Source organism: Microbacterium sp. RURRCA19A, assembly GCF_900156455.1.
In the GTDB taxonomy this organism is placed as follows: domain Bacteria; phylum Actinomycetota; class Actinomycetes; order Actinomycetales; family Microbacteriaceae; genus Microbacterium.
The window spans coordinates 687432-700353 of record NZ_FTNQ01000001.1 but is presented as its reverse complement, the minus strand read 5'-3'; the positions used below and the strand labels follow the sequence as shown (position 1 = coordinate 700353).

The 12922-nt window shown below is 72.5% G+C and carries 16 protein-coding genes; 7 read left to right on the top strand and 9 right to left on the bottom strand.

Annotated features, from left to right (window positions below; all coding sequences use genetic code 11):
- Positions 1-3: 3 nt before the first annotated feature.
- The 3 genes from BW982_RS03375 to BW982_RS03365 are packed head-to-tail and all read right to left on the bottom strand — an operon-like array spanning position 4 to position 3006.
- Positions 4-1413: a hypothetical protein gene (locus BW982_RS03375; protein ID WP_076490649.1), complete on the bottom strand. Its 1410-nt coding sequence runs from the start codon at positions 1411-1413 to the stop codon at positions 4-6.
- Between the two features lies 1 nt (position 1414).
- Positions 1415-1741, bottom strand: a complete 327-nt coding sequence (locus BW982_RS03370) for a YciI family protein (protein ID WP_076490648.1) — start codon at positions 1739-1741, stop codon at positions 1415-1417.
- A 32-nt stretch (positions 1742-1773) separates the two neighbouring features.
- Entirely contained in the window at positions 1774-3006 is a 1233-nt protein-coding gene (locus BW982_RS03365; RefSeq protein ID WP_076490647.1) for an FAD-dependent oxidoreductase, read from the bottom strand.
- Positions 3007-3084: 78 nt separating this feature from the next.
- Between BW982_RS03365 and BW982_RS03360 the strand changes: the two genes are divergently transcribed.
- Positions 3085-3690, top strand: a complete 606-nt coding sequence (locus tag BW982_RS03360; RefSeq protein ID WP_076490646.1) for a hypothetical protein — start codon at positions 3085-3087, stop codon at positions 3688-3690.
- Between the two features lies 1 nt (position 3691).
- On the opposite strand, the gene BW982_RS03355 is transcribed toward BW982_RS03360, so the two are convergent.
- From BW982_RS03355 to msrB, 3 genes are read right to left on the bottom strand one after another with little or no spacing between them, the layout of a single operon-like run.
- A complete protein-coding gene (locus tag BW982_RS03355; protein ID WP_368483020.1) occupies positions 3692-4111 on the bottom strand; it encodes a GntR family transcriptional regulator in 420 nt (139 codons plus the stop codon).
- 25 nt (positions 4112-4136) lie between these two features.
- Entirely contained in the window at positions 4137-4691 is a 555-nt protein-coding gene (gene msrA / locus BW982_RS03350) for a peptide-methionine (S)-S-oxide reductase MsrA (protein WP_076490645.1), read from the bottom strand.
- Positions 4692-4729: 38 nt separating this feature from the next.
- The gene (gene msrB / locus BW982_RS03345; RefSeq protein ID WP_076490644.1) at positions 4730-5188 is read right to left on the bottom strand and encodes a peptide-methionine (R)-S-oxide reductase MsrB; all 459 of its coding nucleotides are present in this window, start codon (positions 5186-5188) and stop codon (positions 4730-4732) included.
- A 188-nt stretch (positions 5189-5376) separates the two neighbouring features.
- Between msrB and BW982_RS03340 the strand changes: the two genes are divergently transcribed.
- The 4 genes from BW982_RS03340 to BW982_RS03325 all read left to right on the top strand — a co-directional run bounded on the left by BW982_RS03340 (position 5377) and on the right by BW982_RS03325 (position 9124).
- Entirely contained in the window at positions 5377-6204 is an 828-nt protein-coding gene (locus BW982_RS03340; RefSeq protein ID WP_076490643.1) for an SDR family NAD(P)-dependent oxidoreductase, read from the top strand.
- Positions 6205-6285: 81 nt separating this feature from the next.
- Positions 6286-7716, top strand: a complete 1431-nt coding sequence (locus tag BW982_RS03335; RefSeq protein WP_076490642.1) for a ferredoxin reductase family protein — start codon at positions 6286-6288, stop codon at positions 7714-7716.
- 20 nt (positions 7717-7736) lie between these two features.
- Positions 7737-8273, top strand: coding sequence for an FMN-binding protein (locus BW982_RS03330; protein ID WP_076490641.1), 537 nt, complete (start codon positions 7737-7739; stop codon positions 8271-8273).
- On the top strand, positions 8270-9124 hold the full coding sequence (locus tag BW982_RS03325) for an FAD:protein FMN transferase (RefSeq protein ID WP_076490640.1): 855 nt from the start codon (positions 8270-8272) through the stop codon (positions 9122-9124). The genes BW982_RS03330 and BW982_RS03325 overlap by 4 nt, the downstream gene beginning before the upstream one ends.
- Here the strand turns inward: BW982_RS03325 and BW982_RS03320 are convergent.
- Genes BW982_RS03320 through BW982_RS03310 form a run of 3 tightly spaced genes read right to left on the bottom strand, consistent with a single transcriptional unit; the run spans position 9077 to position 11053 of the window.
- Positions 9077-10045: a sensor histidine kinase gene (locus tag BW982_RS03320; RefSeq protein ID WP_076490639.1), complete on the bottom strand. Its 969-nt coding sequence runs from the start codon at positions 10043-10045 to the stop codon at positions 9077-9079. The two genes, BW982_RS03325 and BW982_RS03320, sit on opposite strands and share 48 nt — an antisense overlap.
- Entirely contained in the window at positions 10042-10719 is a 678-nt protein-coding gene (locus tag BW982_RS03315) for a response regulator transcription factor (protein WP_076491820.1), read from the bottom strand. The genes BW982_RS03320 and BW982_RS03315 overlap by 4 nt, the downstream gene beginning before the upstream one ends.
- A 22-nt stretch (positions 10720-10741) precedes the next feature.
- Positions 10742-11053 carry a hypothetical protein gene (locus BW982_RS03310; RefSeq protein WP_076490638.1) on the bottom strand — a complete coding sequence of 104 codons (312 nt, stop codon included), beginning with the start codon at positions 11051-11053 and terminating at the stop codon, positions 10742-10744.
- A gap of 189 nt (positions 11054-11242) precedes the next feature.
- Between BW982_RS03310 and BW982_RS18465 the strand changes: the two genes are divergently transcribed.
- Together BW982_RS18465 and BW982_RS03300 are read left to right on the top strand one after the other, a co-directional pair.
- Positions 11243-12172, top strand: coding sequence for a G5 domain-containing protein (locus tag BW982_RS18465; RefSeq protein WP_254845514.1), 930 nt, complete (start codon positions 11243-11245; stop codon positions 12170-12172).
- 85 nt (positions 12173-12257) lie between these two features.
- Entirely contained in the window at positions 12258-12917 is a 660-nt protein-coding gene (locus BW982_RS03300) for an NUDIX hydrolase (protein WP_076491814.1), read from the top strand.
- Positions 12918-12922: the final 5 nt, after the last annotated feature.

Below are 12922 nucleotides of genomic sequence, written 5' to 3'. Positions count from 1 at the left end.
TCCTCAGCGCTGCCGACGCCGGGCGAGGAACCACGCGACCCGCGCGATCGCGAAGATCTTCCGGATCCGGCCCGGGCGCCGCACGACACCGAAGGCCGCCCGGTCGGGAGCATCCGCGAGACGACGCTGGAGCGCGCGGAACGCGTCGACCTGCCGGCCGAGGAGGTCGAGGTCGACCCCCGCGTGCCGGGTCTCCGCCAGAAGAGAGACGGGTCCGGTCACCAGGGCGATCGCGGGGATGCCGTTCTCGAACAGCGGTTCCCCCTCGCCGAGATGCACCAGAGCACCCGGCTTGACCGGCCGGACGGCGGGGTTTCCCCACGCCGAACGGACGAGGGCGTCGAATTCGCGCGTGGTGGCGTAGAGCAGCTCCGGCTCGGCGGCGTCCGGGTCCTCGCCGGGATGCGGCGCGTCGGTGCGATCGTGCAGCGCGCCGAGGTGTTCGATGACGAGTCCCGCCACGGCCGTCCGCCCGCCCGCCGCGGGCGACCACAGCTCGGGGTGAGCGCGAAGCCAGGCTGTCGTGGCCTGTCCGTGCTCCGTGACCGCGGGGATGCGAAGGTGCCCCGCCACGAGCACGAACACGATCGTGCGGTCGTGCGGGATCTCGGCGGCATCCCGGGCGAGCGCGAGGAGACCGATGTGTCCGTTCTCCTCTACCGCGTTGCCGCCGTCGCTGTGCGTCACCACCAGGACGCTCTCGTCGGCGTGGGGACCCGCGCCGGGCGACACCGCCCACACGGTGTCCATGGTCGCGTCCGCGTGACGAGTGGCATCCAGGACGAGCGTCGCGGTCGCTCCCCGACGCGCGGCGGCGACGACACGGTCGCTCTCGGACTCCGGGACCCAGACGGCCGGAAGCCCCTGGTGGGGGCGGGTGAAGGGCAGGTACTGGCCGCGGGACTCGTGGTCGGCCAGACCGCGCCACACCGCGATCACGCCGACGACCCCCGCTGCGCGCGCCGCCGTGAGGTCGGTGCCCGCGAGCTCCGATGAGATGACGGGATTCGCGACCGAGTCGAAAGGGAGCCGACCGTCCCAGGAATCGAGAACGAGGGATGCCGGAGCCTCGACGTTGTCGACCTCGATGACGGCGATGCGACCCCGGGCCGCCGCCCAGCGCTTCCTCCGACCCCGGAGGAGGACGAGGGCGGCGGTGACCCCCATCGGCCCGGTCTCTCCGGAATACGGCCACGCCGAGGCCACCTCGACGCCGTCGCCGTCCACCGTCAGCGACACGGCATCCTCCGAGGCATCCCAGCGCTCGAACGAGTGGGTGTCGCGTTCGACCCGATGGCCGAGCGCGGTGAGCTCGGCGGCCACCTCGTCGATCAGTGTTCGATGGGCCTGATTGCCCGACCGTCGGGGCCCGAGGGCGTTCAGCCGGTCGATGTGTTCCGCGTGGGTCGGCATGTCAGCCGAGGAAGGGCCGCAGCTCGACCCGGCGGCCGCAGGCGCGTGATCCGTTGATCGCGAGTTCGCGGGCGATGTCGATGTCGGCCGCGTCGATGATCCAGAAGCCCGCGACCCACTCGGGGGCCTCGTTCACCGGACCCGCGGTGATCGAGGGCTCGCCGGACCGCGCGTCGATGACGAACGAATCGGCCGGGTGGGCGACACCGGCGGCGAGCACCCAGTGACCTCCCGCGACGAGACCGTCGTTGAACGCGTCGATCGCTTCGCCCTCGTCGTCGGTCGCGGAGGAACTGCGGTCGTCGATGACGTTCAGAGGGAATCGCATCCGGCCACTGTGACAGCCGCAGCCCCCGCGCGCTATCCGAGGTCGCGCAGCACGGTCTCGGCGGCGCGCTGCCCGGAGACGAGCGCCCCCTGGATCGACGCGGTGTCGCGGTGGTCGCCCGCGACGTATCGGCCGTCGCCGAGGCGCACGGGGCGCCGGAGCCGCAGCGGCGGATCCTGCGCGGGGAGCGCGGCCGCGATGTCGTCGCGCCGGAGCAGCGTCCACGGGCGGGTGTCCGCGCCCCACAGTTCGGCGAGCTGCCGTCGGACGTCCGTCTCGGTCGCGGTGGTGGGCAGCACGGTCGTCGCCTCGACGAGGTGCTGCCCGCGGGGGGCGTAGGTCGGGGCGGTGTTCGAGACGATCGCCGTATGGACGACAGGTCCGCGACGCCGCCCGTCCACGCGCAGAGCACCGTCGTCGTTGTGGCGCTCGTCGGTTGCGAACCACCACGTCCGGAGTCCGCGCGGGCGGGGGAGGGGGACGTCGAGACCGGGGGTCAGCCCGGTGGCCACGACGACGGCGCGGGCGTCGACGGCATCCGCGCCGTCGATCTCCACCCGCCACCCGCGCCCGTGCGGTCGGGTCGCGGTGACCCGGTGGGAGAGGCGGATGCCGGCTCCCGCCCGCCGCGCCGTGTCGGCGAGCTGCGCGGGAAGGGCGCCGATCCCGGCGGCCGGGACGCCGGGTGTGCCGAGGGCGAAGCTGCGGAGAAGGAGGCGCACGAAGATGTCGGACGTCTCCTGCCGGTCGTCGGCGAGAACCCCCGCGAGGAAGGGCTCGAGGACCGACTCCCGCAGGGGGCCGCGGACGCCCGCGCGGTCCCACGCCTCGGCGAGCGTGCGATCGGGTCCGTGCTTCACCGCGCGCGGATCCGTGAGGACGGGAAGAGCCCACCGCGCCAGCGGCAGCAGATCGGCGGGGCGCACGAGTCCGCTCCCGAGCGATGCGGGGATCGAGGCGGGATCCCGCAACGGGTGGGCGATGCGGGCCACACCGTCCTCCATCCGCACGCCGAGTGCGACCGGGAATCGCCGCAGCGCCAGGGCGCCCACGTCGACCCACCGCCGGACCGCCGGATAGGCGGGGTTGAGCACGTGGAAGCCGCGGTCGAGGCGGAACCCGTCCACGACGTCGGTGCGCTCCCTCCCGCCGACCGCGTCCTCCGCCTCGAGGACGACGACGTCCCGACCTGCTTCGGCGAGGCGAGTCGCGCATCGCAGCCCCGCGAGGCCGGCACCGATCACCACGACGTCGTATCCGCTCATCACTCGAGCGTAGGCAGGCGGTCCCGCCGATCGGCGGGGGTTGCGGGGATCGATGGACGCGCGCAGTAGGGTGACGGCATGCGCATGCGATCCCGGGGGCGGGGGCCCTCCGTCGTCGCCGGTCTGCTTCTCGCCGGTGTTCTCGCGGGGTGTTCCACCCCGGTGGGGAGCGCCGATCCCTCCCCGACACGCGAGGGCCCGCCGCCCGCGTCGGAGCAGGTCCCGGCGCCGGCCGGGACCCCCACGGCCGATGCCGGCGCCGTCATCCGCGCGAGGAAGTGGCTCGATTCCGCGTCGGTGCCGGACGGGGCCGTCCGCGTGGAGGCGGGTGACGTCCCGGCGTTCCACTCCTTCGTCGGCTGGCCGTGCACCCCCGTCGCCACACTCACCGGCTACTGGCGGATCCCGGATGCCGACGCCGTCGACACCGTGAACTGGATGGCCGAGAACCCGACTCCCGGACTGATGGTTCCCTTCACGCCGCATTACCCGGCCGGGAACACGGGCGAGATGGCGGTGGGCGAGCTCCCGACGCCCGACAGTCAGGAGGGCATCGTCTTCGACGTCATGCGCATCTACGACGGCTCCGTCGTCATCCGCGCCCAGGTCGCCGCGCTCGCCGAGGACGCGACCTGCGCCGACCCCGGTCCCGGTGCCCGCTGGGGTGCGCCCGGTCAGGGCTGAGTCAGCGTTCGTTCCCCAGCGCCGCGCGGGCCAGGTCCAGCGCGTCCGACGACGCGACACCGAGCTCGCGCATCGCGCGGGCGAACGCGGCGGCGGCATCGGCAGCGCGGGCGCGCGTGGTATCCGTTCCGGCCGAGACGAAGGTTCCGGCGCGGCCGCGCGTCTCGACGAAGCGCGCCTCCTCGAGCTCCTTGTAGACGCGCGCCACGGTGTTCGCGGCGAGGCCGAGCGCGGTCGCGAGGGTGCGCACGGGAGGCAGCCGGGTACCGGTCGGCAGCTCACCGCTGTCGATCAGCGCGATGATCCGCGCGCGCACCTGCGCGAACGGCGGCGTGGCGGAGGCGGGATCGACGCGGATGTCCATGGTGCCGCCACCGTACCAACCCTCCGCGCGGGGGAACGGGAAGGGCCCGGATGCCATGGCATCCGGGCCCTTCGATCGGGACTTACGCGGTCGCGTCCTCGCGCTTCGGCAGCACCCAGCCGGGGCGCACGAAGTGGCACGTGTAGCCGTTCGGGATGCGGATCAGGTAGTCCTGGTGCTCGGGCTCGGCCTCCCAGAAGGGAGCCTCGGGCTCGATGGTCGTGACGACCTTCGCGGGCCAGATGCCCGACGCGTCGACGTCGGCGATGGTGTCGCGCGCGACCTGCTCCTGCTCGGGGGAGAGCGGGAAGATCGCCGAGCGGTAGCTCGTGCCGATGTCGTTGCCCTGACGGTTCAGGGTCGAAGGGTCGTGGATCTGGAAGAAGAACGCGAGGATGTCGCGGTACGACGTCTTGGCGGGGTCGAAGACGATCTCGACGGCCTCGGCGTGGCCGGGGTGGTTGCGGTAGGTGGCGTGGTCGTTCGTGCCGCCGGTGTAGCCGACGCGCGTGTCCAGCACGCCGGGCTGGCGGCGGATGAGGTCTTCGACGCCCCAGAAACAGCCGCCCGCGAGGACGGCGGTCTCGGTGCCGGGGCGGCGGGTGATGTCGCCCGTGTCGATGGGTCCGCTGGTCATGGTGTTGCTCCTTCTGCGGTTGCGGAACGGGAAAAAGGTCATGAGGCTCGGGTCTCGCGGAACAGGGCGAGGTACGCGCCGTAGCCCTTCGCCTCGAGCTCCGCCACGGGCACGAACCGCAGCGCGGCCGAGTTCATGCAGTATCTCAGCCCGCCGGCCTGGCGGGGGCCGTCGTCGAAGACGTGGCCGAGGTGGCTGTCGGCGCCGCTCGAACGCACCTCGGTGCGCTTCATCCATAGCGTCCGGTCGGTCTTCTCCACGACCGCGGCGGGGTCGAGGGGCTTGGTGAAACTCGGCCAGCCCGACCCGCTGTCGAACTTGTCGGTCGAGGAGAACAGCGGCTGCCCCGACACGACGTCGACGTAGATCCCCTGCTCGTGGTTGTCCCAGTACTCGTTGCGGAACGGCGGCTCCGTCGCGTCGTCCTGCGTGACGGCGAACTGGCGGTCGGTGAGGCGCCCCAGCGCCTCCGACGTCTTGCGGTACTCCGTGGTCACGGTGTGGTCCTTTCGCCTGCGATGCCCGGTTCGGGCATCACTGGAGAGAACGCGGGACCCGGTCGTTTTGGTCCCGCGGGGCTGGGAGCGGGCTGTGAGTTCGCGGGGACGACGAATGCCGGAGGCAACCCCTCGGGTTCTCCTCAGCAGGCTCGCTAGCGTGGCGGGTCGACACTCCAGGAGGACCCATGCCCCGCACCATTGTGATCACCGGAGCCAGCGACGGCATCGGCGCGGCCGCCGCCCGCCAGCTGCACGAGATCGGTGAGGAGGTCGTGGTCGTGGGCCGCAATCCGGACAAGACCCGGCGCGTCGCCGACGCGTTGGGGGTGCGCTCCTTCACCGCGGACTTCTCCGACCTCGCGCAGGTGCGGGAGCTCGCCGAGACGCTGCGCGCCGAATACCCGCGCATCGACGTGCTCGCCAACAACGCGGGCGGCATCTTTGGCGACCGGAGGCTGACGGGCGACGGATTCGAGGTCACGTTCCAGGTGAACCACCTCGCGCCGTTCCTCCTCACGAACCTGCTGCGCGAGACGCTCCTGGAGTCGCGCGCGTCCGTCATCCAGACCTCCAGCGCAGCCGCCCGCCTGTTCTCGCGCTTCGACATCGACGACCTGCAGGGCGCGCGTCGGTACTCGGCGTCCGCGGCGTACGGCAACGCGAAGCTCGCCAACGTGCTGTTCACGAAGGAGCTCAACCGGCGCTTCGGTGACGCGGGGCTGTCCGCCGTCGCCTACCACCCCGGCGTGATCGCCTCGAGCTTCGGGTCGACCGGGAGTGGATCGTGGAAGTTCCTCTACGGCGGCCCGCTCGCCGAGCGGTTCATGACCTCGACCGACGTCGGCGGCGCCCGCCTGACCTGGCTCGCCCTCGGCAAGCCCGGCGTCGACTGGCAGCCCGGGGGCTTCTACGCGAACAACAAGCCGGCGCGCACGCACCGACGCGCCGACGACCCGGCTCTGGCGCGACTCCTGTGGGACCGCAGCGCCGAACTGGTCGGGCTCGACTCCTGACAAGCTGTTCGTTTCCTATGCGAAGACCCAGGATGCCGCTTTCTTGGTGAACTCTGGGAGGGCCCCCGCCACGCTGGGCGCATGACCGCCACCACCACCGTTTCCCTCGGCGTGGACCCCCTCTCTTCGCCGATCCGACGCCTGCGCACGGCCCGACGGCGCGGCCGCCCCGGTTGGACGCTCGCCGCCACCGCCCTGATCTGGCTCTCCAGCCTCGCGGTGGTGGCGCTGTGGGTCGCGGGGGGTGGCATCCATGCCCTCTTCGGGTTCGACGCCGAGACCCTCAACACCCTGGGTCGTCTGTGCGGGCTGGTGTCGGCGAACCTGCTGCTCTACCAGGTGCTGCTCATGGCCCGAGTTCCCGTGTTCGAGCGCGGGTTCGGCCGCGACGGCATCACCCGGATGCACCGGCTCGTCGGCTTCTGGTCCTTCGCGCTGTTCTCGGCGCACATCGTGCTGCAGGTCCTCGGGTACGCCGCGGTGGCCGGCATCAACCCGATCGTGCAGCTGTGGGAGTTCGTCTGGGACTACCCCGGCATGCTCCTGGCGACGGCGGGAACGGGCCTGCTCCTGCTCGTCGTGGCGACGTCGATCCGGCGGGCGCGGAAGCGCCTGCGGTACGAGTCCTGGCATCTCCTGCACCTCTACGGATACCTCGGTGTCGGCCTCGCCGTCCCGCACATGCTGTGGACCGGTGCCGACTTCACCGCCCACCCCCTCGCCGCGGTGTACTGGTGGGTGCTGTGGGCGGCGACAGCCGCGGCCGTGGTCGTGTTCCGTCTCGGACTGCCGCTGGTGCGGTCGCTCCGCCACGGGCTCCGCGTGTCCGCCGTGCGGCGCGACGGCGACCGCGGCGTCGCGGTCACGATGACCGGACGGGGCCTGCACCGGATGACGGTCCGCGCCGGCCAGTTCTTCGTGTGGCGGTTCCTCGACGGCCCCGGCTGGACCCGCGGGCACCCGTTCTCGCTCGCCGCGGCCCCCGACGGCGCGTCATTGACCATCGCCGCGCGGTTCGTGGGCGACGGCACCTCGCGCCTGGCATCCCTGCGTCCCGGGACGCGCGTCCTCATCGAAGGGCCGTACGGCGAGATGACCGAAGACGCGCGTACCGGCCGCAAGCTCCTGCTCATCGGTGCGGGTGCCGGCGTCGCACCGCTCGTCGCGCTCGCCGAGGAGGCCGCCTGGGCCCCGGGCGAGGCGACCCTGCTCGTCCGCGACCACGCGGAGGGCGACGCCCTGCGTCGCGGCGCCATCGGGCGTCTCGAACGCGACCGCGGCCTCCGCTACGCCGCCCTCGTGGGGCCGCGCGCCCCCGGGGCGTCACCGTGGCTGTCCGCCGGACACGCCGCGTGGAGCGGCGTCGACTTCCTGCGCTACGTCGCGTCCGACCTCGAGCAGTACGACGTCTATCTCTGCGGCCCGGGAGCGTGGATGGATGCCGTGCGCACCGACCTCCGTCGCGCCGGGGTCGCGTCGAGCCGCGTCCACGCCGAGTCGTTCACCGTCTGAGACCTGAGAGGGAGACAGAGATGAAGAAGATCTTCTACGCCGTGATGGCGACGCTCACCGGCCTCGTGCTGCTGTTCAGCTACCGCACGTCCCTCGGTGGGGGCGCCGAGACGGTGGCAGCCCTGCCCGCGACGACCCCGGCGCCCGCCTCCGCCCAGCGCGCGACGCCGTCGACCTCGCCGTCGGCTTCGGCCTCACCGTCGGCGTCGACCTCGCCGTCGGGCGCCGCGCCGTCGGCTGCGACGCCGACGCAGGCCGCACCCGCATCGTCGGGTCTTGCCGACGGCACCTTCACCGGCTCGAGCGTGAACACGCGGTTCGGTCCCGTGCAGGTGCAGATCACGGTGTCCGGCGGGAGCGTCACCGACGTGCAGGTGCCGGTCTACCCGTCCGAGAACGGTCGCGACCAGCAGATCAACTCCCGCGCTCTGCCGGTCCTCGTGAAGGAGACGCTCGACGCGCAGTCCGCCGACATCGACATGGTCTCGGGTGCCACGTACACCAGCACGGGGTACCTGAAATCCCTGCAGTCGGCGCTGGACGAGGCGCGCGCATGAGTGCCGTGCCCGCGGTCACGGTGGTCGAGCCGGTCATGGGCACGATGGTGACCGTCCAGGTGCGCGGGAGCGCGACGACCGCCGCCGCGGTCCGGCCGCGCATCGACGCCGCGATCGCCGCGGTGGTGGCCCGGATGCAGGACGATGAGCGCGTGTTCTCGACCTACCGTCCCGATTCGGACGTGAGCCTGCTCCGGGACGGGCTCCGCGGGCTCGACGACGTCGACCCCCGTGTCCGCGAGGTCGAGGCACTGTGCCGGCGGTTCCGCGACGACACCGCCGGCGTCTTCGACGCGTGGTGGCGGGGATGGTTCGATCCCACCGGTGTCGTGAAGGGGTGGTCGGTGGACGCCGCCTCCGCGCTGCTCCTGGATGTCCTCGCCCTTCCGGGAGTGGAGGCTGCAGCGGTCAACGCGGGCGGCGACATGCGACTCCTCCGCGCGCCGGGGAGCGCCCACGTGTGGAACGTGGGCGTGGCCGACCCCGAGGACGCGGCAGGCGTGCTCTCCACGATCGCCCTCGCCGACGGCGCCGTCGCGACCTCGGGGACCGCGGAGCGGGGCGCGCACCTCATCGACCCGCGCTCGGTGCGTCCGGTGCCCGGTCTCGTGTCGGCGACCGTCGTGGCCGACACGTTGACCGTGGCGGACGTCTGGGCGACCGTGGCGGCCGTCTCGGGGATCGACGACCTGGATGCCGTGCGCTCAGCGCCCGTGACGTCCGGCATCGTGTGGGCCGACGGTCGCGTCCGCCGCTGGGCCGGTGGGATCGAGATCGCGCGTTTCGAGAGTCTCGTGGACCCGTCAGCGCGCGCGGGGGAGACGCAGCAGGAACACCGTTCCCTCCGCTGACGTGCGCTCCACGTCGATCGTGCCGCCGTGACGCGTGGCGGCCTCGCGGACCAGGGCCAGGCCCAGACCGAACCCGCGTCGACGCCCCGATTCCGCGCCGCGGGCGAAGCGTTCGAAGATGCGCTCCCGATCGTCGTCGCGGATGCCTCCGCCGGCGTCCTCGACGCGGATCGCGACGACGTCGTCCGTGCCGTCGGCCGACACCGTCACGGCGGTCCCCTCGGGAGCGTGGGTGATCGCGTTGTCGATGAGCGCGGTGCACATCCGCACGAAGGTCACCGACGGGACCGCGGCGACCAGGCCCGTCCCGGTGCGCACCGTGATCTTGACGCCGGCCTCGTCCGCCAGGGGGGTCAGGACGTCGACCGCTGCGCGGATACCGCCGTCCACCGCGGCGACGCCCTCCGTGGCGGCCGCTCCCTCGGCGGCCAGCAGCATGTCGGTGAGCACGTGGTCCATCAGTTCGGTGTCGCCGCGCAGCCGGTCCAGCGTGTCGTCGAGCGGTTCGCCGCGGGCGAGGCGCCGCTGCGCGATCTGCACGCGGCTGCTGAGGGCCGTGAGCGGTGTCCGCAGTTCGTGGCTGGCATCCGAGACGAAGGCCCGCTGGCGCCGGAGCGCCTCGTCGAGAGGGCGCACCGACCATCGGGATGCCGCCCACCCGACGACCCCGATCACGGCGACGCCCAGCAGCCCCAGGCCGAGCACCCACGGCAGCACGTCATCGAAATCGACGACGACCCGATCGCCCGGGAGACCGCCGGGGCCTCCGTGATGATCGGTCTCCCTCCGGGCCCCGGTCAGCAGCACGCCGACCAGGATCCCCACGCCGATCGCGAGGGCGATCGCCGAGGCCCCGCCGACCAGCAGGCCGACCCGTGCCGCTGCGCGCCGGACGATCCGGCGGTCCTCCGCGGCGCTCACCGGGCACCGCCCGCGCGGTAGCCGCGTCCTCGGACCGTCTCGACCACGTCCGGCGCGCATTTGCGGCGGAGATAGTGCACATACGTGTCGACGGTGGTGACCGCGTCGACCGAGGAGAACACGTCGCGCGCGATCTGCTCGCGGGAGAACACGCGGTCGGGGCTCGACGTCAGCAGGTCCATCAGGGCGTTCTCGGTGGCGGTCAGCGTCACGCGTGCACCCGAGGGGGCGTACACCGCCGCGGCATCCGGGACGTACGTCCAGTCCGCCACGGCCCGTCGCCGCCCCTCGGCGCGGTAACCGCGCAGGAGCGCACGGAGGCGCGCGAGCAGTTCGTCGTAGTCGAACGGTTTGACGAGGTAGTCGTTCGCGCCGGCATCCAGGCCGTCGACACGATCGGCCACCGACCCGAGGGCGGTGAGCAGCAGCACCGGCGTGGTGATGCGCGCGGTGCGCAGGGCCTGGACGATGTGCTCGCCGTCGAGCCGGGGGAGTCGCCGGTCGAGCACGATCAGGTCGAACCGTTCGCGCAGGGCCCGGTCGCGAGCAGCGACCCCGTCGCTCTCGTGCGTGACGTCGTACACCTCGCCGAGGACCTCGGTGGTCATCGCGGAGATCTCTCCGTCGTCCTCGACGTACAGCAGGCGCGGACGGCGCGTGTCGGCGAGGCTCATCGGCGTCCCGTCGCGGACCCGCTCATCGCACACCCGCGCGGGGCGGTTCGACCGTCCAGCCCAGACGCTCCAGTGCCGCGTGCAGCCGGTGGGCCTGCGCCCAGGCGATCTCGCCGGACACGTCGGAGAGGACGTCGATCGCGAACGGCGGCGGGTCGGCGAACTTCGGGATCTCCACCTCGGCCCACGCGTGGGGGGCCAGCCAGACGCGCGGGTGCGAGCTGCGCGCGCCGTCTACCCCGCCGTCCGCGGCGAAGGCGATCACGTCGAGCGCGTCGATCTTGGCGATGGGCATGTCGACGACGAGGGTCACGGCGTGAAGTCTTTCGGTCATCGGGCACCTCCCGCGTTCATCCTCACACGGGTGGACGTAGAACGGGCGGGCCGGTGGCCCCGCCGGTCGATCGCGCGGTCGGCGTGGGGGAACGCTCGCCGATCTCCGGTTGCTCACGCCCTCATCTTCTGCTCCAATGACGTTGCGATCGTCGCGTTGGTGCGGCGATCGCGAGGTTCGGGGGGACCCATGGGTGAAGAAGAGGCGCGTTGGTTGCCGGATCCGGCGGATGCCACGCGGTGGCGGTGGTGGGACGGGCGCCGGTGGGCCGATCGTGTCGGTCGCGATGGGAAAGAAGAGCGCGATCCGCTTCCTCGGGTCGCGTGGCCGCGACGGGTGCCCCGGTGGGGCTGGCTTCTGATCGCGGGGCTCGCCGTGCTGATGATCGTGCTGATGTGGCGGATCCTCGTGCTGGGCGCCGCGGTTGTGGTCGTCCTCGGAATCTTGGCGCTGGCCACCGGGCGTTCTTCGTGGCTTCTCGTGCGGTCGCGACGAGCCGCGGGCACCGTGACCGCGGCGGCGGCGGCCTTCGTGCTCGTCGCTGGAGGGATCGGCGCCGCGGCCTCATCCGGTGCCCCCGCTCCCACTTCGACGGCGATCGTCGCCGGATCCACGGCATCCGTCCCCCCGACGATGAAGAGCGAACCGACGGCGACGTCCACGCCGACGCGCACACCGGTGACCGTGCTCCGAGAGGAGACGGTCACCGCGCCGATCCCCTTCGAGAAGATCTCCATCGAGGACGGCACGATCCCGCGCGGAGAGTCGCGGATCACGACGGCGGGCTCCGATGGCGAGAAGACGTCTGTGTTCCGGATCACGACCGTTGACGGTGTGGAGACTGCGCGCGATCTTGTCAGCGAGAGTGTGACGCGCGAGCCCGTTCGCGAGGTGACCTCTGCCGGTACCTACGTCGCGCCACCCCCGGCCGAGGCGCCGTCATCGTCGGACGGGTGCCACCCCAGCTACGCCGACGCCTGTGTGCCGATCGACAGCGACGTGGACTGCGCAGGCGGGAAGGGCAACGGCCCCTCCTACTTCTCGGGTGTGGCACGTGTCGTCGGCCCGGACGTGTACGACCTGGATCGCGACGGTGACGGGTGGGCGTGCCAGTCGTAGGAGAGCGCCTTGTCGGAGCTACCCTCGACCCATGCCCTCGCCGCTCGACGATCTCCGTCGCGTCGTCGACGACGCGACGGGCGAGATGTTCGCCGACCTCCGCGCCCTCCCGGTGGAGGACGGCGCGCGCGAGGCGGCCGTGCTGATGCTCTTCGGGACGCTGGATGCCGTTCCCGCGGCGCGCGTCTCCGCGTCCGTGCCGCCGGACCTCGACGTCCTCCTGCTCTCGCGTGCGGACACCCTCCGCGCGCACCCGGGCCAGATCGCGTTCCCCGGCGGGCGCGTCGATCCGGGGGATGCAGGGCCCGTGGATGCCGCGCTCCGTGAGGCGCGGGAGGAGACCGGTCTCGATCCGGCCGGGGTGGGCGTGATCGGCACGCTGCCGCGCGTGCCCCTCGCGTATTCGCGCCATCTGGTGACGCCGGTGGTCGCGTGGTGGGATCGGCCGACTCCGGTGCGGGCGGTCGACACCGCCGAGTCGGCGGCCGTGTTCCGGGCGCCCGTGGCCGATCTGCTGGACTCCGCGCGGCGCGGGGTCACCCGCATCCATCGCGACGGACGTACGTGGAGCGGCCCCGCCTTCCTCGTTCCGCACGCCGGCGGAACCCACGTGGTGTGGGGCTTCACCGCGATGCTCCTCGACGGGCTGTTCGACCGACTCGGGTGGACCGAGCCCTGGGATCGTTCACGGGAGATCCCGCTCCCCGCGGCGTACGCCGGTCCTCCCCGGGGCGGGCGCGCGTAGCGTTT

Excerpts from the sequence above, each read along its gene's own strand:
- BW982_RS03375 (WP_076490649.1), bottom strand. The coding sequence starts at position 1,413 with ATGCCGACCCACGCGGAACACATCGACCGGCTGAACGCCCTCGGGCCC.
- BW982_RS03370 (WP_076490648.1), bottom strand. The coding sequence starts at position 1,741 with ATGCGATTCCCTCTGAACGTCATCGACGACCGCAGTTCCTCCGCGACC.
- BW982_RS03365 (WP_076490647.1), bottom strand. The coding sequence starts at position 3,006 with ATGAGCGGATACGACGTCGTGGTGATCGGTGCCGGCCTCGCGGGGCTG.
- BW982_RS03360 (WP_076490646.1), top strand. The coding sequence starts at position 3,085 with ATGCGCATGCGATCCCGGGGGCGGGGGCCCTCCGTCGTCGCCGGTCTG.
- BW982_RS03355 (WP_368483020.1), bottom strand. The coding sequence starts at position 4,111 with ATGGCATCCGGGCCCTTCCCGTTCCCCCGCGCGGAGGGTTGGTACGGT.
- msrA (WP_076490645.1), bottom strand. The coding sequence starts at position 4,691 with ATGACCAGCGGACCCATCGACACGGGCGACATCACCCGCCGCCCCGGC.
- BW982_RS03340 (WP_076490643.1), top strand. The coding sequence starts at position 5,377 with ATGCCCCGCACCATTGTGATCACCGGAGCCAGCGACGGCATCGGCGCG.
- BW982_RS03335 (WP_076490642.1), top strand. The coding sequence starts at position 6,286 with ATGACCGCCACCACCACCGTTTCCCTCGGCGTGGACCCCCTCTCTTCG.
- BW982_RS03330 (WP_076490641.1), top strand. The coding sequence starts at position 7,737 with ATGAAGAAGATCTTCTACGCCGTGATGGCGACGCTCACCGGCCTCGTG.
- BW982_RS03325 (WP_076490640.1), top strand. The coding sequence starts at position 8,270 with ATGAGTGCCGTGCCCGCGGTCACGGTGGTCGAGCCGGTCATGGGCACG.
- BW982_RS03315 (WP_076491820.1), bottom strand. The coding sequence starts at position 10,719 with ATGAGCCTCGCCGACACGCGCCGTCCGCGCCTGCTGTACGTCGAGGAC.
- BW982_RS03310 (WP_076490638.1), bottom strand. The coding sequence starts at position 11,053 with ATGACCGAAAGACTTCACGCCGTGACCCTCGTCGTCGACATGCCCATC.
- BW982_RS18465 (WP_254845514.1), top strand. The coding sequence starts at position 11,243 with ATGGGTGAAGAAGAGGCGCGTTGGTTGCCGGATCCGGCGGATGCCACG.
- BW982_RS03300 (WP_076491814.1), top strand. The coding sequence starts at position 12,258 with ATGTTCGCCGACCTCCGCGCCCTCCCGGTGGAGGACGGCGCGCGCGAG.